14 protein-coding genes are annotated in these 19718 nt (G+C 44.2%); 10 read left to right on the forward strand and 4 right to left on the reverse strand.

Going from position 1 to position 19718, the window contains the following annotated elements:
* Nucleotides 1-12 precede the first annotated feature (12 nt).
* Complete coding sequence (locus ACXACS_RS02795) at nt 13-1434, reverse strand: sensor domain-containing diguanylate cyclase (RefSeq protein WP_474803811.1); 1422 nt, start codon at nt 1432-1434, stop codon at nt 13-15.
* 232 nt (nt 1435-1666) lie between these two features.
* Here ACXACS_RS02795 and glmU point away from each other — a divergent pair, with 232 nt between their 5' ends.
* The 8 genes from glmU (at nt 1667) to ACXACS_RS02835 (ending at nt 12723) form a co-directional block, all read left to right on the forward strand.
* Nucleotides 1667-3025, forward strand: a complete 1359-nt coding sequence (gene glmU / locus ACXACS_RS02800) for a bifunctional UDP-N-acetylglucosamine diphosphorylase/glucosamine-1-phosphate N-acetyltransferase GlmU (protein ID WP_474803814.1) — start codon at nt 1667-1669, stop codon at nt 3023-3025.
* A 307-nt stretch (nt 3026-3332) separates the two neighbouring features.
* Nucleotides 3333-4373 carry a Gfo/Idh/MocA family oxidoreductase gene (locus tag ACXACS_RS02805; RefSeq protein ID WP_474803816.1) on the forward strand — a complete coding sequence of 347 codons (1041 nt, stop codon included), beginning with the start codon at nt 3333-3335 and terminating at the stop codon, nt 4371-4373.
* Between the two features lie 203 nt (nt 4374-4576).
* On the forward strand, nt 4577-5386 hold the full coding sequence (locus tag ACXACS_RS02810) for a DeoR/GlpR family DNA-binding transcription regulator (protein ID WP_474803819.1): 810 nt from the start codon (nt 4577-4579) through the stop codon (nt 5384-5386).
* 2 nt (nt 5387-5388) lie between these two features.
* Nucleotides 5389-7221, forward strand: a complete 1833-nt coding sequence (gene glmS / locus ACXACS_RS02815) for a glutamine--fructose-6-phosphate transaminase (isomerizing) (RefSeq protein ID WP_474803822.1) — start codon at nt 5389-5391, stop codon at nt 7219-7221.
* Nucleotides 7222-7473: 252 nt separating this feature from the next.
* Nucleotides 7474-8460: an LLM class flavin-dependent oxidoreductase gene (locus ACXACS_RS02820; protein WP_474803825.1), complete on the forward strand. Its 987-nt coding sequence runs from the start codon at nt 7474-7476 to the stop codon at nt 8458-8460.
* Between the two features lie 123 nt (nt 8461-8583).
* Entirely contained in the window at nt 8584-9606 is a 1023-nt protein-coding gene (locus ACXACS_RS02825; protein ID WP_474803828.1) for an ABC transporter substrate-binding protein, read from the forward strand.
* Nucleotides 9607-9625: 19 nt separating this feature from the next.
* Nucleotides 9626-11551, forward strand: coding sequence for an ATP-binding protein (locus tag ACXACS_RS02830; RefSeq protein WP_474803831.1), 1926 nt, complete (start codon nt 9626-9628; stop codon nt 11549-11551).
* A 101-nt stretch (nt 11552-11652) separates the two neighbouring features.
* Nucleotides 11653-12723, forward strand: coding sequence for a GGDEF domain-containing protein (locus ACXACS_RS02835; RefSeq protein WP_474803834.1), 1071 nt, complete (start codon nt 11653-11655; stop codon nt 12721-12723).
* Between the two features lie 47 nt (nt 12724-12770).
* Here ACXACS_RS02835 and ACXACS_RS02840 read toward each other — a convergent pair whose 3' ends face one another.
* Nucleotides 12771-13769 (reverse strand): NADP-dependent oxidoreductase, encoded by a 999-nt coding sequence (locus ACXACS_RS02840; RefSeq protein WP_474803837.1) that lies wholly within the window; start codon nt 13767-13769, stop codon nt 12771-12773.
* Nucleotides 13770-14195: 426 nt separating this feature from the next.
* Between ACXACS_RS02840 and ACXACS_RS02845 the strand changes: the two genes are divergently transcribed.
* Nucleotides 14196-15530 carry an OmpP1/FadL family transporter gene (locus ACXACS_RS02845; protein ID WP_474803840.1) on the forward strand — a complete coding sequence of 445 codons (1335 nt, stop codon included), beginning with the start codon at nt 14196-14198 and terminating at the stop codon, nt 15528-15530.
* Nucleotides 15531-15631: 101 nt separating this feature from the next.
* Here the strand turns inward: ACXACS_RS02845 and ACXACS_RS02850 are convergent, their stop codons facing one another.
* Together ACXACS_RS02850 and ACXACS_RS02855 are read right to left on the reverse strand one after the other, a co-directional pair.
* Nucleotides 15632-16516, reverse strand: a complete 885-nt coding sequence (locus ACXACS_RS02850; protein WP_474803843.1) for a LysR family transcriptional regulator — start codon at nt 16514-16516, stop codon at nt 15632-15634.
* Nucleotides 16517-16799: 283 nt separating this feature from the next.
* Nucleotides 16800-17243, reverse strand: coding sequence for a DUF2721 domain-containing protein (locus ACXACS_RS02855; protein ID WP_118491429.1), 444 nt, complete (start codon nt 17241-17243; stop codon nt 16800-16802).
* Nucleotides 17244-17572: 329 nt separating this feature from the next.
* Here ACXACS_RS02855 and ACXACS_RS02860 point away from each other — a divergent pair, with 329 nt between their 5' ends.
* Nucleotides 17573-19642: a TonB-dependent receptor gene (locus tag ACXACS_RS02860; protein ID WP_474803846.1), complete on the forward strand. Its 2070-nt coding sequence runs from the start codon at nt 17573-17575 to the stop codon at nt 19640-19642.
* Nucleotides 19643-19718 lie beyond the last annotated feature (76 nt).

Consider the following 19718-nt stretch of genomic DNA (forward strand, 5'->3'; position numbering starts at 1 on the left):
AGTCAGCTTTATTTAGTCTATCAGCTGCATTCTTACCAAATTGCTGCCGTCGCGTTTAGCTTGATAAAGCGCGTCTTCAGCATGTGCGGTTACCTCGTGCATAGCGCGAGGTGACGCAGTATATGAAATACCAACAGAAGCAGTAATTACTACTTCAGGTAAATCTTGCAGAGGGGGTAGCGTAGCGATGCCGTGACGCAGGTTTTGCGCCATATCAAACGCTACGTGAGGGCCAGTATGAGGCAGTAGAATAATAAACTCAGCGCTACTCCATCTACCCACTACGTCTTGCTCGCGGATGTTCTCAGCTAGGTAAGACACCACTTTATCGAGAATATCGTCGCCTGCGTTTCCTCCATGGGCGTCAACTATTTCCGAAAGTTCATCAACGCTTACCAGCATAACGCTTAGTGACTTGTGCTCAGCCAATAACGTTTTATAAATAAGCTGCAAATTGTCTTTCTCAGGGAGACGGTTGCTGTGGCGTACCACTAAGTCTGGCTGCATATCTTTTCTGAAATAGTACAGCAGGTTGTATATAAGCAAGAACAGTGAGAATACAACAACAAGCAGTGTTACCACGCTAAAGATAAACGCCTGAGAGATTTCTGCCTGACGGTCTTCAAGCGGACTTAAAAGAAACACAGTCCAACCAAATTGATTCAGCTTAACTTCGGCAATAAGGAAGTCTTTTTGGTCAATTGTAACTAGCTTATTATTTAAGGCTTGCTCGCTTTGAATAGTCATGGGGAGACTGGCATACCAAGGGAGCTCAGATAAGTTAGTAAAATCAGAATAAGAGGCAATAAGGCTTGGGTCTGAAGACAGCATAATGTCACCCTCGCCATCTACAAATAGGAAGTCATAGCCGTATTCTTGTTTGTAGGTATCAAATACTTCAATAAAGCTGCGTAAGCTTTTTCCTACACCAAAAAAGCCTAAGAAGCGGCCATCTTCATCGTGAATTTTTATATCGATATAAAAGTGCGTGTCTTCCCATTTGCCGATATCGGCAACGGCATCGGCGGGATAATCACGGTATTTGAAGTACCAGCTCACTTCACCTTCAATAAGGTTAATAATGCTGCCATCAGAATTGTATTGTTTTCTGTCTGCTTCACTGGCGATGAAAAAAGATAAACCAAATTCATTTTCAAGACGATCCAATGTTTTGAAAACGGCGTCTTGGTCTATGGTTTCTCCATCCATTAAGTCTACCAGTTCGGTAGAGTGGCCGAGTGCTTCAGAAATATGTAGTGGCTTAAGAAGTTGCTCAACGATAAGCGAAATAGCAGGCGACAATGACTGTTGCTGCGCTCGACTTTGTTCGGCAACGATTTTTGAAATACTGAAGTGAACCAGTGTCACAATGGCGATAACCACTACCGCAAATAACACTAGAATACTTCTATGTAGTGTACGAAATGTGTTCACAGACTGCGCATGCTCCCTTGCCTGGCTGAACCTTACCTAGATGGCGAGTATACCTGTTGCAATAATGAACTACTAGGCGATTTGTCTTAACTTAGACTAAATAACGAAGAACGAAAGCGCAACGCAAGGTTGTCCGGCCCGACCTCGAAATGAAGATATCGCTGACATATTATTGCCTCTTAGTTACACTATGCTCCGATTTTTCATTCTCTTTGCGAAATAAAGGAATTATATGGCTTTCTCAGTGGTTGTTTTAGCAGCGGGTAAAGGTACCCGTATGAAATCTTCATTGCCAAAGGTGTTACACAAAGTGGGTGGCGTGCCTATGGTGCAACGTATTATCAACACCGTTAAATCACTGGGTGCTGACAATATTCATTTGGTTTACGGTCATGGTGGTGATCAGCTAAAGGAAACAATTGTTGAAGATAACCTAAACTGGTGCTTACAGGCCGAGCAATTAGGAACAGGCCACGCCGTTCAGCAAGCGGCACCTCATATTAAAGACAATGAAGATGTGCTTGTACTTGTTGGCGACGCACCACTTATTCGTGAAGAAACATTGAGCGCTTTAAAAGCAGCAAAGGAAGGCTGTGATTTAGCTTTGTTAACTGTGAATTTAGACGACCCTACAGGCATGGGCCGTATTATTCGTGAGAATGACAACATTACCGCGATAGTTGAGCACAAAGATGCCACTGAAGCTCAGCGTGAAATTAAAGAAATTAATACCGGCATGATGATGATGTCTGGTGCTGATCTTAAGCGCTGGTTAGGCGAGTTAAGCAACGACAATGCTCAGGGCGAATATTACCTTACTGATGTTATTGCAATGGCTGCGGCCGAAGGCAAGCGCATTCAGTCAGCTCAGCCGCAGTCGGCTGTAGAAGTAGAAGGCGTTAACAACCGTTTGCAGCTAGCGAACTTAGAACGTGCGCTTCAACACCGACAAGCCGACGAGCTAATGACTAACGGTGTAACCTTGTTGGATCCTGCGCGTTTTGACTTACGCGGTCAGCTAGAAACCGGTAACGACGTAATTATCGACGTAAACGCTATTATTGAAGGCAAGGTTACGCTTGGCAATAACGTTACTATTGGCGCTAACTGTATCCTGCGAAACTGTACCATTGCCGATAACGTGGTGATTGAAGCAAATTCTATTATTGAAGAAGCCAGTGTTGGTGAAGCTTGTACAGTTGGGCCTTACGCAAGGTTGCGCCCTGGCGCAGTAATGCAGAAAAATGCCAAAGTGGGTAACTTCGTAGAAATGAAGAAGGCTATTTTAGGTGAAGGTGCCAAAGCGAATCACTTAACCTACCTAGGCGATGCAGAAGTTGGTGCTAAAGCGAACATCGGCGCAGGCACAATTACCTGTAACTACGACGGTGTAAACAAGTCCAAGACCGTCATCGGCGAAAATGCTTTCATCGGCTCAAACTCGTCGCTTGTCGCGCCAGTAAACATTGGCAAAGGCGCTACCGTAGGTGCTGGCTCAGTAATTACGTCAACCGTAGACGAAGACGCGCTAGCCGTTGCCCGTGGCAAACAGCGCAATATTCCAAATTGGCCGCGTCCGACTAAAAAGTAAAAGATGTTCCTTGCTACAGGCTGCGTGAGCAGCAATTAAACTATTAGGGCTGGCAACCATTAACCGTAAGTTGCTGGCCCAATTTCTTCTTTAGCCCCATCACTCTATTGCTCAATCAGAAAGGTGATAAGAACCGATGGCTAATAAAAGCGCCTAAAACAACGCCTTCCTAGTAAGTGTAAACGTAAATAGTCCACCTATTTTAAACACTCTTTCAAATATTGAACTATCTATGGTTTTATCTCTCCATTATTACTGATAGTGTGTGTTTACTTACCTGTTGTTTACTATTGAACAAGGATATTCGATGATATCTACTCTTATTGTTGGCTTTGGGTTTTCAGCCACAACCTTTCATTTACCCTTTCTAAATTACCTTCCGCAATTCTCGGTAGATGTGGTTATTTCTTCAAAACCTGATGCGGTTAAAGCGCTCTTACCTGAAGCTGAAGTGTACAGCTCGTTAGACGAAGCGTTAAAAATTCACGATGTAGACTTGGTGGTTATTACAACGCCTAATCATCTTCATGGTTCACAAGCTAAATTGGCACTAGAACACAGTTGCCATGTGTTGGTAGAAAAGCCATTCACATTAGATAGCGAAGAAGCAGAGGCGCTAGTAGCGCTTGCAGAGGCACAGAACAAACAGCTTTGTGTATACCAAAACAGGCGCTTTGATGGCGACTTCCTTACAATTAAAAAGCTTATCGACGACGGTGCGCTTGGTGAGATTAAACGCTTGGAAAGCCGTTTTGATCGTTTTCGCCCTGTACCACGAGACAGATGGCGTGAAAACGAAGGTCCAGGCAGCGGTATCTTCTGGGACTTAGGCCCTCATTTAATTGACCAAGCACTACAGCTTTTTGGCGAGCCGCAAGAAGTGTCGGCAAACATACAGGCCTTGCGTGAGAATGGGCAGTCGGATGACACCTTCGATGTAACCCTTCACTATAGTGATAGGGTAGTAAAGCTAGGTAGCTCAGCCTTTCAGGCGGGGGCAACCTTGCGCTACGACCTACAAGGCACAAAAGGTAGCTTTCGAAAGTTCTATCTGGACCCACAAGAAAACCAGTTACGAGCGGGCTTGTCTTTTGAGGATGCAAGCTGGGCAACAACCAATGATAAAGAACATGGCGTGCTAACGGTGGCAAGCGAGAGTGGCGAGTTGCTGGAGGAAACCATTGAAACACGCAAGGGTGAATACCTAACATTTTTCAATCGTCTTGCTCACGCCATTGAAGACGGTAAGTTTTCGCCAGCTGATGCAAGCACAGTCGTACCTGTTATCAAGGTCATTGAATTAGCTATACAAGCGAGTGAGAAAAAGCAAACGCTGTCGTTTAATTGAACAAACTATCTTGATCAAACTTTCAATTTAACTTACGATGCTTTCAATTTGTAATTTGTAACTTTCATTTTGAAAGTTATGGGTTATGAGAAGCGTATTTTTTACGAAATATTTATGAAGCTAACGTGCTGATGTGTTTATACAGCGAACCTCCCAACGCGCACTAAAGCGCTAAGGTAATTCGTAAAGCCATCGAGGTTATATTGAAAAGTAGTCAATCAGTTGAGCTGCGTCGCCAGAAAATAGTGGCGTGGGTGAAAGAACACGGTCAGTCACAGGTTGAAGATTTGGCCGTGCGTTTTGCTACCTCTGAAGTCACCATAAGAAAAGATCTTGCTGCCCTTTCTCAGCAAGGTTTGCTTATTCGCCAGTTTGGTGGCGCAGTGCCTGTGCCATCAATAGCCTTAGATACTCACTCTTCTCAATCCACCACTAATGAAGCTTACTCAAGTCAGACGGCTAGCCCAATAATTAAAGCAATTGGTCAGTGTGCGGCAGGTTTAGTTAAACCGGGCAATAAGATAGTCATAGATTGCGGCTCAACCACCGCGTCAGCCTTGCCTTACCTATCGGATATTGATGACTTAGTGGTAATGACCAATACATTATCCACTGCCAATTACCTTACCCAAAGTGCTAAAGAGCCTACGGTGTTAATGGTGGGTGGGACATGGGATGCCCAGTCTCAATCGTTCCAAGGTGCAATGGCTGAACAGTTAGTTAGCGCCTATAGTTTTGACATTGCACTTATTGGGGCAGCGGGCATTGATGTAAACAGAGGCACTACCACCTTTAACGAACTTATTGGTGTGACCCGGGCCATGGCCGAAGCTTCGACAAAAGTGGCGGTATTAGCCAGCTCAAAAAAATTAACGCATAAAATGCCTAACCTAGAGCTGAGCTGGAAAAACATTTCTGTTTTGATCACTGATGAAGGCATTAGTGAACAAGACAAACTCAATATTGAAAATCAGGGCGTGACCGTGCTTATTGCAGCGCCGAGTGGAGAATAATTATGTGTGGAATTGTTGGCGCTGTTGCTGAACGTAACGTGGTAGAAATTCTTCTAGAAGGATTAAAAAGACTAGAATATCGCGGCTATGATTCAGCTGGTGTAGCGCTATTGCAAAACGACGGTACGCTCACCCGTATTCGTCGTACAGGGAAAGTACAAGAGCTGGCTGATGCGGTAGCAGCAGGCGAAGCGTTAGGTACTACAGGAATTGCACACACCCGTTGGGCAACCCACGGTGGTGTAACAGAAGCGAATGCTCACCCTCACTTCTCAACCGAGCGCGTAGCTGTTGTTCACAACGGCATTATTGAAAACTACGTAAATCTAAAAGCTCAACTAAAAGAAAAAGGCTACACCTTCACCAGCGACACTGACACTGAAACCATTGCCCATACTGTGCACGAAGAACTAAAGTCGGGAAAAGCTCTGCTTGAAGCAGTACAAAGTGCGGTTAGAACTTTTCACGGCGCTTATGGCACCGTTATCCTGGATAAGGAAGATCCAAGCCGCGTAGTGGTTGCACGCTCGGGCAGCCCGCTAGTTATAGGTTTAGGGCTTGGCGAAAACTTTATTGCATCAGATCAAATGGCACTTCTGCCAGTAACACGCCGTTTTATCTTTTTAGAAGAAGGCGATGTGGCAGAAATTACTCGTCGCGACGTTAAAATCTTTGATAAAGACGGTAACGCTGTCGAACGTGAAGTGATTGAGTCAAACGTAGAGCACGATGCGGGTGACAAAGCGGGTTACCGTCACTACATGCTTAAAGAAATTCATGAACAGCCAACGGTTGTGCGCAATGCGCTTAAAGATCGTATTGATGAAAACGGTCTTACCGCGGATGTATTCGGCCAAGGTGCTGATGAAATATTTAAAAAGGTTAAACACGTTCAAATCATTGCCTGTGGGACTAGTTACCACGCGGGAATGACGGCGCGCTACTGGCTAGAGCAGTACGCCAATGTCTCGTGTAACGTTGAAATAGCATCAGAGTTTCGTTACCGCAAATCGGTAGTGCACCCAAACAGCCTGCTTATTACGATTTCTCAATCAGGTGAGACAGCCGATACGCTAGCCGCACTTCGCTTAGCCAAAGAGCTGGGCTATATGTCTAGTTTGACCATTTGTAACGTTCAGGGCTCGTCGTTAGTACGCGAATCTGACTTAGCATTTATGACCCGCGCTGGCGCGGAAATTGGCGTAGCGTCTACTAAAGCCTTCACTACCCAGCTTGCTGCTTTCCTAATGCTAACCCTTGCATTAGGTAAAGAGAATGGTATGACCGAGGCCGACAGCAAGGCTATAGTGTCTGCGCTTCATAGCTTGCCTGCCAAGCTTGAAGAGACCTTAGCTATCACTGGCGGCATAGAAGATTTAGCTGAAGAGTTTGCAGATAAAAACCACAGTTTGTTCCTAGGTCGTGGCGATCAATATCCCATCGCTATGGAAGGCGCCCTAAAACTTAAAGAGATTTCTTACATTCACGCCGAAGCCTATGCGTCAGGTGAATTGAAACACGGCCCGCTTGCGCTAATTGATGATGAAATGCCGGTAATTGTGGTTGCACCCAATAACGAACTGCTTGAAAAGCTAAAGTCGAACGTTGAAGAAGTGCGCGCCCGTGGCGGTATCATGTACGTATTTGCCGATAAAGACGCCGCGTTTGCAGGGGATGAAACCATGCGCGTTATTGACGTGCCGCACTGCGACGAGCCAATCGCCCCTATCATCTACACCTTGCCGCTACAGCTATTGAGCTACTATGTAGCACTAATAAAAGGTACAGACGTTGACCAGCCTAGAAACTTGGCAAAGTCGGTGACTGTGGAGTAGGGAAGCGTTGTTAAAGCAACTTTAATGTGCTTAAAAACAAAGCCTGCGATTAATAAACTCGCAGGCTTTTTTATTTCTCAGAGGGTTTAGCTAAATGAAGTAGCATCGAATTAACCCTATTCACTTATTTAATGACGCCACTTCATCGACAAACCCTCCCCAACCGTCTTAAACCATCAATACAACCGTTGTAAAATGGACGGCACGTTCATACTTATAAATCATTACCGATTTTCAACAATGCGAGGCACCATGGCTATTCCTTATTCACTGCTCGATTTAGCGCCTATATCCGAAGGGTATAGCGTGAAAGACGCGCTAAACAACTCCAAGCTAATGGCTATTGAAGCCGAGCGCAGTGGCTATGAGCGTGTGTGGTTAGCGGAGCACCATGGCATGCATGGTGTAGCCAGTTCTGCCACCTCTGTAGTGTTAACGCACATTGCTAATGCTACCTCTACCATCAAAATTGGAGCTGGTGGCATTATGCTGCCTAATCATGCGCCTTTGGTTATTGCTGAGCAATTTGGCACGCTAGCTGAGTTATTTCCCAACCGTATAGAACTTGGGCTGGGCAGAGCGCCAGGTACTGATATGGCAACGGCAAGTGCGCTTCGTCGTAATTTGCAAAGCGATGTAGATAGTTATCCTGAAGATATTCAGGAACTTCAGCATTACCTTGGCCCCCCAAAAGAGGGGCAGCCAATTGTTGCAGTGCCTGGAGCGAATACACATGTGCCTTTGTGGTTACTTGGTTCTAGCTTGTACAGTGCCCAGGTGGCGGCAAAGATGGGGTTGCCATATTCATTTGCTTCCCACTTCGCACCCGATGCGCTATTTGATGCCCTCCATGTTTATCGCAACATGTTTAAACCTTCGCCCCAATTATCAGCACCAAAGGCCATGGCGGGTGTAATGGTGGTTATTGCAGAAACCGATGAAGAGGCAGAATTATTATTCACGTCGGTGAAGCAGCAGTTTATGAACATGAGACGTGGCCTTAACAAGCCATTTGCCAAACCTATGCACAACTTTGATGAATATTGCACGGCAACGGATGAGGCCATGCTATCAAGTGTGTTGAGATATGCCTTGGTTGGCTCGAAAGACACCGTGCGAAGCAAGCTGGCTGAATTTATCGAGGCAACGGATATTGACGAGATAATTGTGTCTATGCCCATTTACGATATAGAAGAGCGTTTATTTAGCGTTAAAGCGTTCGCAGACATCGCATCCTAGCACTTAAAAAGTTATGACCAGTTTTATAAATCTGGTCATAACTTCTTCTATGCAGTGCGCAAGAATAACTTTATGATATACAATGATATGTGTATTTTCATTTAGTGTTGCAGGTTTACAGTCATGCCAAAGGTCTGGTTTTCCTTTTTCTTTGCTTTTGCGTCTCTCGCAGCGGGCCTAAGTTCTGCACATGCGAAAGAAGCGCTGGATCTTGTCATTATTGAAACGCTCCCAGTTCCTATTGTTACTGAATCACGGGTCGAATTTGAAAAAGAGCTTATTCGAATTATGCCCGAGCACGATATCAATGTAACCACATACAATGCTGAAGGATCTGAGACTCGCGCTAAAGAAATACTGAGCGAACTGGCGCAAGAGCCAGAGCCTGATCTCATTGCGTCCATAGCGACGTTGGCCACTCGCGCGCTGAATGCTGCTGATGAATTTATTGAAACGCCAAAGCTTTTTATGGTGGTTTCCGCTCCCGTGGAAGAAGGGATAGTCCCTGCAATCGGTGCTGTGAGTAAACGCAATATAACGGGTGAGTCACACGTACTCGATGCGAAGGTAAAGCTCGATATGTTAGACGGCGTGCTTAGAGCATCGAACCCCGAGACTCCATTTACTATAGGTTTAGTGCATTCTACCTACCCCTCATCGAGCAACCTGGTAAACCAATTGCTAGCGTTAGACAGTGAGTATGAAAATATAAACTTAGTCGCAGTTAGTACGCCTTATCTAGAAGGTGATGAAGGACGCGTTGAAATGACGGATAGTATGGTTGATAGCTTAGATCAAAAGAGCGCAGAACTGGACGGCTATTGGTTGTCATCAGGCCCCTTAGCAGAAGCCGAAGGGTTAGTGGATAAAGTTAAAGAGAAGACGGGATTACTCCCCTTATTTGCTGAAAGTATTTCATCAGTTAAAAAAGGCGCGCTTATTGGTGTGGTATCTGAACCGGCGAGTATTGGAAAATCAGCAGCAAGAAAAGCAAAGCTGATACTTCAGAGTAAATCGGCGAGAGACATTCCCGTTGGCAAAATGGACACGTACACTGTAGCAGTAAACGTAACCACGGCAATTAAATTGCAATTGCCCATTCCATCAAGTTACTTAAAACTCTCGAAAGAGCATGTGTATCAATAAGGCCTAATTAGAAGTTAGTATGCGGATCAAATCAAAACTGCTAGTTATCTACATTCCAATTTTGTTAATTGGTATGGCACTTACCGGGTATTGGGCTTATTTAACGGCGTACGACTCGGTTCGCGAAAGGGAATATCAGCTTCTTACTCAAACCCTTACATTAAACGTGTTAGAGATCATTGATGAGAGACGAGAACTGCTCATTGAATCAGGCCTAGAAAATGTTCCCGTTTTTCGCGAGGCTTATCAAAAAGAAGTGTTTGAAGAGCTAAAGTCGCTACAGCAAGCAACAGATCGTCACTTTGCCATTAGCGATAAAAGTACAGGTACCGTAATATTTAGTACTACTGAAGGTGAAGTTGTACTGGATGCAGAAAACGCTAACAGGGCGACAATAGCTAACCGGCGTGTAGCCTATGGCGAGTCGAATGTTAATGATATGGATGTGTTGTTTGCTTGTTCTGAATTCACACCTTGGAATTGGAAAGTTACGGTTCTGCAACCCGCCGAACCCTTGCAATCCTCGCTATTCACGATAGCGTGGCTAACCTTTTTAGTAACGCTGTTTGCTGTAGTTATCGTTAGCCTACTTATGGGTAAGGTAACCCAGGTGTTCGTAGTCTCTCCCATTGAGAAAATCAAATCAGCGGCAAGTCGCATCGCTGTTGACCATAAGAGGGTCAACATAGACTTAGAGCAAAATGATGAACTAGGAAGTTTGGCGCACGATGTTGAAGCCATGTCTGGTGAAATCGAGCAATACGTAGCGCAAGCCCAGCAGGCAAATCGCGCTAAAACAGATTTTCTTGCAGTAATGAGTCATGAAATTCGTACGCCGCTAAACGGGATTCAAGGCTTAGCCACACTGCTTTTAGATACTCAACTTTCAGACAAACAGCATCAGTATGCCAGCGATTTGAAGTCCTCAGCATCTATTCTTGCTACCGTTATCAATGACGTATTAGATCTCTCTAAAATTGAGTCGGGTATGTCGGAAATTGACGTGACAGAGTTTGATCTCGATTCAATGCTGAACGACCTTATTACGCTATTAGGCACAAACGCTAGTGCTAACAGTACCCGGTTGGTTTATAAGAGCAAGAACTTAGAGTCTGTGGCGGTAACTAGCGATATTACCAAACTTCGCCAAATTATTATTAATTTGGTAAGCAACGCTATTAAGTTTACCCACAAAGGCACGGTGAGTATTTCGGCTAAACTTAAACAGCCTTCAACAGCAACCATGGGTGACAACCGTTTAGTTATAGCGGTTAAAGATACTGGCATTGGGATTGAGCCAGACAGGCTAGAGCATATATTTGATAAGTTTACGCAGTCCGATTCTTCTATAACGCGGAAATATGGTGGTACTGGGCTTGGCCTTGCTATTGCTAAACAACTTGCTCAGATACTTGGCGGCGATATAAAAGTTGTCAGTAAAGTCGGCGAAGGCTCATGCTTTACCGTTACTGCGAATGTTCAATCTCGACTTGTGTCGGATTCATCCATTGAATCTTCTTCTGCACATCAAGCGCATGGCGCAAGCCTACCATCTGGGCTAAAGGTGCTACTGGCTGAAGATAATGCAATTAATGCTGTGGTTGCACAGGCACTATTAGAACAGCTGAAATGTGATGTTGAACACGTTGATAACGGATTAAAAGCCGCTGCGCGTGTTGAAGAGGGTGGTATTGATGTGGTCTTCATGGATGTTCACATGCCTGTTATGGATGGCATTGAAGCGACGAAACGCATCAGAAAACTGAACGGTGAGCTCAGCAAAACCCCTGTTATTGGCCTTACAGCAGAAGCATTTAAAGAGCGCCATATCTCATTTAAGCAGGCGGGAATGGACGACATAGTCACAAAGCCTGTCACCGTTGAAGCCTTGCAAGAAAGTTTGTTAAAACTGGCGCTTAGCCAAGAAGTCACTGATAATAGTTAAAGCAATTCTGCGTCAATGAGTTGCATCTGTATAGCAAGCGGCGGCTGCCACCATTGGCTGTATTGAAATACTTTTACGGACTTTATTTATCAAGGTGATGCGTGCAAATCAACAGACCCAGTGAACAACGCAGGCTAAGAATAGCGCTGATTATCGGCGCTGTTCTGGTACTTGTGTTTATGGCTGCTGATTTAGTGCTATTGCCTAGCAGTATGTACGAACTGTACACCTTCGACCGTCTACTTCTTCAATTCCCTATTATACTTATCGTTGTTGTACTGTCTTTTTGGCGCGAATTCATGCGGTACCGAGCGTACATATTTGCTGGCCTGCTTATAGCGCTTTCCTACAGCAACTATTGGTTAATATGGGTTTGCTGGGAAGAGCACAACTTTATTTTTCCTTACGAAGGCACCATCCTCTATGCATTCTTTTGTGTATTTGCGTTGGGTATTCCATTTAAGCTAGCAACCGCAGCCAATGTCATTAATATCTTGGGGTTTTTAGGGTTGATGTGGTTAGCGCCAATTTACGGTGACAGGGTTCCTATTTCAGCAGCTTTTGTATCAGGGTCATTATTTATATGCGTGTACGCTCGTTATCGGCTCGATCGCAGTGTACGTATGCTCAAAGAAACTAACGACCGCTTATTAAAGCTTAGCAAGTTCGACCCGTTATCTGATCTACTCAATCGACGGGCTCTGCGAGATCAAAGTGAAAAGCTGTTGGCCTTAAGTAAGCGCCATGACGTGTCGATGGCAGTATTAATGCTCGATTTAGATGACTTCAAAAAATACAACGACAGTTTTGGCCATCAGCAGGGTGATGAAGCAATAAAAGAACAAGCGCGTATTATGAAGCAAGTTTTTAAACGGGAAACTGATATCTTGGGCCGCTACGGTGGCGAAGAATTCATTGTTGTTTTAAGCGATATCAGTAAACAGCAGGTTGAAAAGCACGCACAAGCACTATTGGATAAATGGAAGCAGGCTGAATTAAAACATGCCGAGGGAGCAAAGCACCCGTTTATGAGTTGTTCAATTGGTGTTGCTTACGCCAGTTCAGTTGGCGACACTTCCATTGATTGGCTTATCGATGAAGCCGACAAAGTACTTTATGAAGCTAAAGAAAAAGGTAAAGCACAGTATGTGATATCAGAAGCACAGTGCTAGCGTTAACACTGTGCTCTTAATTAAAACTCTACGCTTCGTTTAAAAAATTACAGCTTAAGTATCATTTTTCCGGTGTTTTTACCTTCAAACAGCATATTTAAGCCTTTTTCGGCGTTATCTAAACCTTCAATGGTATGCGCACGGTACTTTATCTTTCCTTGCTGCACATAAGGTGTGAGTTTTTCTAAAAGCTTTGGAATTTCATTCCAATGGTCTGGCATCGCAAACCCACGAATATTAATGCGCTTCTTAATTAACGGGATCCAATTAGGACCTGGTGACGGCTCTTCTGATTGATAATCGGCAATCATTCCACACACAACAATACGACCATGGGCATTCATTCTGTTGAATATATGGTGCTGGATAGGACCGCCCGTGTTTTCATAAAATACATCAATTTTATCTGGCGTAAGCTCTGCCAGTTTTTCTTCTAAGTCGTCAGTTTTATAATTAATTGCGCCGTCAAAACCTAGCTCGTTGACAATCCAGTCGGCTTTATCGTCACTACCCACTACGCCAATTACGCGAAGTCCGTCTGCTTTTGCTAACTGACCCACAATAGAACCTACAGAGCCTGCTGCACCTGTGACAATAAGTGTCTCGCCTTCCTTAGGTTCACCAAAGTTATAAAGGCCAGTGGTGGCGGTTAAACCAGGTAGTGCAAATACACATAGTGCCATTTCTTCAGTAACACTTTGCTGAAGCTTGTTAAAGCCTGAGCCATCACTTAGCACATATTCACTCCAGCCAGTCATGCCCATAACCTTGTCGCCAACTGAAAAGTCTGGATTGTTAGACTCAACCACTTCGCCTACACCGCTAGAGCGCATAACATCGCCAAGCTCTACAGGAGGAATATAGCTTTCTCTGTCTTCACTCATCCAACCTAACATGGCAGGGTCTAAAGACATGTGGGTTTGCTTTATTAGAATTTGACCGTCTTTTGGCGTTGGTACTTCAAACTCTTTTGTTTCGAATAGATGAGGGCCAATTTTTCCATCCTCGGGACGCTTGACCAGCGTGATAGCTTTATATGTTGACATTGTATCCTCCTGTAACATGTGAAAGGTTTCTGGTGGTGTGCCTAATGATTTACCTTATGATTCGCCTACTGATTTTCCTAATATAGAAACGCAATATGCATAGCTGAGATCACCCACCGACTGTAAAAATAGGGTGGGGCTGATTGTTATAAACACAACCAGTACGGGGTGAAGGCTATAAAATTGAGCGAAAAATGCAGTCGGTGACAATAGTTGCTGGTGAAAGCGGTAGATAACCTTGTTAACAATATCGTGATCTTTAGTTAACTTAACTTTATCAATGTTGCTTATAAATGCGTCGAAGTTGTAGCTAAAATTGTAAATAATGCGATAAAAGTGCGTAAATAACGTTTACTTGCATTGAACAAAACTACTCATATCCGTAGAATGCCTGCTGCAATTTTCCCCTATTACAATGAGTATCTTATGAAGCAACAGTTTTCTTTACGTGCCTCAGTTTGCTTAGCGCTTGCTACCTTAGCCTCTTCTTCTGCGCTAGCAGCTGGTTTCCAAGTTAATGAACACAGTGCAAACGGCCTAGGCCGTGCTATGGCAGGCCAAGCAGCCAAGCCAGAAAATGCCTCTATCTTAGCAACTAACCCTGCAGCAATTGGTGTATTTAAAGAAGCTGAATTCAGTGCATCAGTAAGCTTTATCGACCCAAATGTAGATATTAATGGCACCGCGACTTATGCATTGGGAGAGACTTCTCTTCCTACTGATGCAACTTCTCTTTCTACTTCAGCAACAGAAGATGATATTGCCGATACTGCATTCGTACCTGGATTTTTCTATACCACACCAATCAATGAAAAATTTTCGGCAGGTGTTGGTGTGTTTACAACTTACGGTCTTCGCTCTGATTACTCAAACGACTTTGAAGCTTTGCCATTTGCAGATGAAGCAGAAGTAAAAAGTGTAACTTTCAACCCTGCAATATCATACAAAGTAAACGAACAGCTTATGGTTGGTTTCGGACTGAACGCAACCTACGCCGAAGCTGAAATTGGTTCAGGGGTTTCTGAGTCTCTGTCATTCGCCTTCAGCGCACTGGGTACTACAGTACCGGCAGGCGCTTCTCTTTTTAATCTAGAAGGAGACGATTGGGGTTACGGTTGGAACGCGGGAATTTTCTGGCAGCCTACTGAAATGACTAATATTGCTCTTTCACATCGTGCAGAGACAAAACTTGAGCTAAGTGGTGAAGTATCTTCAGATTTGAGAGCAGCACTCAATCAAGATGGAAGCCTTGATTTGAATTTAGCTGCAATTACGGAGCTAGCCATCGATCAGAAGTTAAACGCTCAGTGGTCTGTTCAAAGTAGTGTAACTTTCACTGACTGGAGCACTTTCCAAAAGCTTGAAGCTAACCTTGAGAGCGGTGATGATTTCCTTATCAAAGAAGAAAACTTCGACGATTCGTGGCGCGCATCTATCGGTGTTACCTACATTTTAAACGATGAGATTACTCTTCGTGCTGGCTATGCTTATGACGACGGTGTGGTATCGGTAGAGAACCGCTCGCTAAGTATTCCAGATACTGATCGTCACTGGGTTTCTGGTGGTATGACTTACACCATGAGCGAAGACACCTCAATTGACCTTGCCTATGTATTTATTGATGGTCGTGAAGCGGACATCGATAAAAAGAGAACAATTGTTGAAGATGCAGTACCTGGTGCTGATTTTACTACCAATTTTGTAGGTACTCAGTCAGCTACAGCGCACATTCTAAGTGTTCAAATGAACACTCGCTTCTAAAAACGAAGAAGTTGATAGCAATAAAAAAAGGCAGCGTTTTTACGCTGCCTTTCTCGTATTAGACATCATATTTTACCAACTCATTCGCCACTAGTTGATTGTTAAATCTGCGCAAATAAATCTTGTAAGCAAGTAATCGCGGCGCTAATTTTGGCGGGCATAAGATCCCGTTTCGGCGTAACCGCATAAACGGTATAGTCAGGCAATTCCCATTCTGTGAAAAGCTGCTTCATCTCACCTGATTTGAGCAAGTGTCTTACCTCAGGTTCAGGCAATACGGCATAGCCCAGGTTATCTTGGGTAAGCTTAATCAATGTCTGCATTGAATTTACATCAATTCGCTGAGAATCTAATTCAAACTCACCCTTGCTTTCATGTTTCATCACATAGTCTTCAATGTGCCTGTGCACAATGTAGGCATGATCACTTAACTCTTCAGGTGAAGACAAGTTTTCGCTAGCTAGCGGGTGCCCAGTAGAAACACATAGAATTCGCTCCCAGGTAGCAAGCTTCAAACTACTAAAATTCGTGTCAGAAACGGGAGCGAAGCAAAGTACAAGGTCAGCGCTTGATGCAATGATATCTTTAGGTTCGTCGGTAACGGTTAATGATATTGTAATTTTTGGAAATTCTTCACACAGCTTCTTTAATGGTTCACTTAGTAAGCCACCGCCAAAACCTTCAGGTGCGATAATGTTGATTTTACCAGTAGGGTCGTCTTGAAGGCTTTCAATTTTCTGCTGCGCTAGTTCTGCGGTTTGCAGCATTTGTTTACTGGTGTCGTAGTATATGCGTCCGGCTTCAGTGAGACTTAAGCTTCGGGTATTTCGGTTAAAAAGGCTAAGCCCAATATCATGTTCAAGTTTTCGTAACTGTTGGCTAATTGCAGAAACAGTCATGTGTAGCTCGCGGGCTGCAACACTCATGCTACCGCTATCTGTCACCGCAATAAAAACCTGAAGAGAGCGAAGTAATTTAGTATTCATGGCGCAGTTAAATCCTTCTATTGGCCGAAAACTTGTAGGCCTATATTTGTAGCAAATTTAAGACGTTAACGGGCGAATTTTACCTCAGTTAGACGTTAATGAGCGTTTTTAGCTGCGCTCTTTACTCAATACTTACATAAACAGTGCTTTTAAAATGAATTAAAGCCTTACGTTGGAATGAATCAAGGCGACTAGAGAAATTAAAAGCTCTCTAATCGCCGATTTGGTGGGTACCAGTTAAAGTCAACTCTTCGCTAACTAGTTTAGGGGTTAGATAATGGGGCTACCGGATAGTTCTGACTAAGTTTATAGTGTTAGTTGCAAGTTTGACTTCAACCAGAAACACAATAAGCGCACTGATTAGAAACATCATTGCCAATATGAATAGCACTATAATCGGCGTTTTCAAATCGACCACCCAGAGTGACCCGGAAAACAGCGCCATAATTACCGTACAAACCATTAGCCCCGAAGCGACACAAAGTCCAATCGCCCAGTTAATGACTTTCACCCTGCGCCACAGTACTTTTATTTCTTTTTTAGAGCGGTCGACAATATGTGGGTCTGACAAGGTATGAATTTGTCTTTCTGCAACTCTAACCCTATCTGATATTCGCCCCAACCGAGATGACATAACGTTTAGGAACCCCGCAATACCGGTAAGTAAAAATACAGGGGCTACAGCAAATTCGATAAGCTGTGAAAGACTCGGAATAAGTGTGTCCAATGATTCCTCCAGCGAACATGGTTTTGTTTTAGTGCAACGGTGTTTAACTAATTGCTTAACTTTTTTGATAACGCACTGCCTATTTACTGTGCAGTATTTATGGCCGAGTGTAGTCAGTGAGTAAGGTAGCTACTCATGGCTTTTACACGGCTTTTAGCCAAGCTCACAGCAAAAATTACAGCAAAGATTACGCCAAGGGCTTAATCACATAATTGGCTTAGTTATCTGAACATTGCAATAGTTTATCGGTTTTTAACCCATTCATTCACTAATTAACGATACACTAGCGCTAATTGCTAAAAAAACATTTGTCATCATAAGGATAGATAATGCGCTTTGCCCCAAGCTTTCCACTTTCACTGCTAACTACGGCACTGTTATCGTCTGCCGCGCTCGCCCAAGAAACCAATGAGATAGAAAGAATAGAAACTACGTCTTCTCGTATACAGGGCAGTGTGAACGCTTCTGGCTACGCGGTATCGTCCATCTCAGAAGAAACACTTTCACTGCTTTCATTTCAGCATATTCAAGAGTCGCTTAACTATATAGCGGGGGCAGGCGTGCAGCGTGGTAACGGGCAAGAATATCTACCAGCCCTTCGTTCACCCGTGTTAACCGGTGCAGGAGCATGCGGAGGCATATTAGCAGCAGAAGACGGTATTCCGCTTCGAGCAGCAGGCTTTTGCAATATTAATGAATTGTTTGAGGCCCATGGCGAGCTTGCTGAGCGTATTGACGTAATAAAAGGCCCTGCATCAGCGCTTTACGGGTCTAATGCCATTCACGGTGTTATTAACGTAATCACGCCAGATACCACACAAGGCGAAGGTTTACTAAGCGCTGATTATGGCTCCTATGGCTTTCATCGCATTAAGCTTAAAGAAGGGAAAGACTTCGGTAGTAGCGGTGTAGGTATTGCAGCTAGCGTAACTCGTGACACCGGGTACAGAGATGAAGAAGGCGTGGACCAAGAGAAAGTCTCGCTTCGCCACCGGATTGAGTGGGATAACACGGTTATCACAAGTGGACTTACCTACACCCATTTAGATCAGGAAACGGCTGGATACATAGTAGGGTTTGAAAGTTACAAAGACACGCAATTAGCGAAAAGCAATCCTAATCCCGAGGCGTTTCGAAAGGCAGAAAGTTTCAGGTTGTGGAGTAAACTAAATACCACGTTTAATGGCGGTCACGCCCTTTCAATTAAACCTTATGTACGTAACCAAGATATGCGTTTTCGCATGCATTTTCTACCTGGAAAGCCTCTTGAAACAAATGCGCAACAAGGGTTTGGTGTACTGTCCCAATTCAACTACGTTATCAATGACAGCCTAAGTGCAGATATGGGGTTAGACCTTGAGTATACAGAAGGTGAGCTCACCCAATCTCAAGACAGCATTACCGAAGGCTCTGCGTTCTTGGTGGAAACCATACCCGTAGGTAAGCACTACGATTATGATGTAGACGCTACCTTGCTCGCACCGTTCTTTACTTTTAACTGGGAAACTGAGCGTTGGGCTATTTCTGCTGGCGGGCGTTTTGAGTCCATGAAATACGACTACACCAACAATATGAACGTAGGTCGTGTACGTGAAGATGGCACAGAGTGTGGGTTTGGCGGCTGTAGATATTCCAGGCCTGAAGACAGTGAAAATAATTTTGATAACTTCAGCCCCAAACTCTCAATTCGCTATCAATTAAATGAGCAAACTCAGTTGTTTGGAGGTGTTGCAAGAGGGTATCGCGCCCCTCAGACTACCGAGCTGTATCGTTTACAGCGTGCGCAGACTGTTACTGATCTCGACTCGGTAACGGCTGATAATATCGAAGTGGGCGTTACAGGTACGCTATTTGACGGCAGCTATACGCTAAGTCTTTACAGCCTGCAAAAAGATAACGTTATCTACCGCGACAGCGACTTTTTCAATGTGAGTAACGGCGAAACCTGGCATAGAGGCGTAGAGCTAGCTTTTGAACAGAAACTTAGCGAGGCGCTGCGCTTAGACTTTGCTGGTACGTATGCCAGGCACACTTATGAACACAGTCAACTTTCAGGTGAGCAAGATATCAAAGGTAATGATATCGACACAGCGCCCAAGCTTCAGTTTAACACTCGCTTAAGCTTTGATGTGTCGAAATCGCTACAAACTCAATTAGAGTGGCAGCATGTTGGACGCTATTTTACCGACGCTGAAAACCTAAACGAGTACGAAGGGCATGATTTAGTGCATGCTCGCCTAAGTTACAGTGTGAGTGACGATATTACGCTGTATGCGCGAGTGAATAACCTATTTGATACGGACTACGCTGAGCGCGCTGATTTTACTAGTTTTACTGGGCCGCGTTATTTTCCTGGACGCCCTAGGAACTACATGATTACGGCGTCGTTTGCCTTATAAGTTTAAATAGATATATGTAATAGATAACTATTAGCCCCAAAAATACAGACTATTGCCGTGATCCGCTTGTACCCCG

The sequence above is a fragment of the Alteromonas sp. AWM4_230 genome, assembly GCF_056158305.1.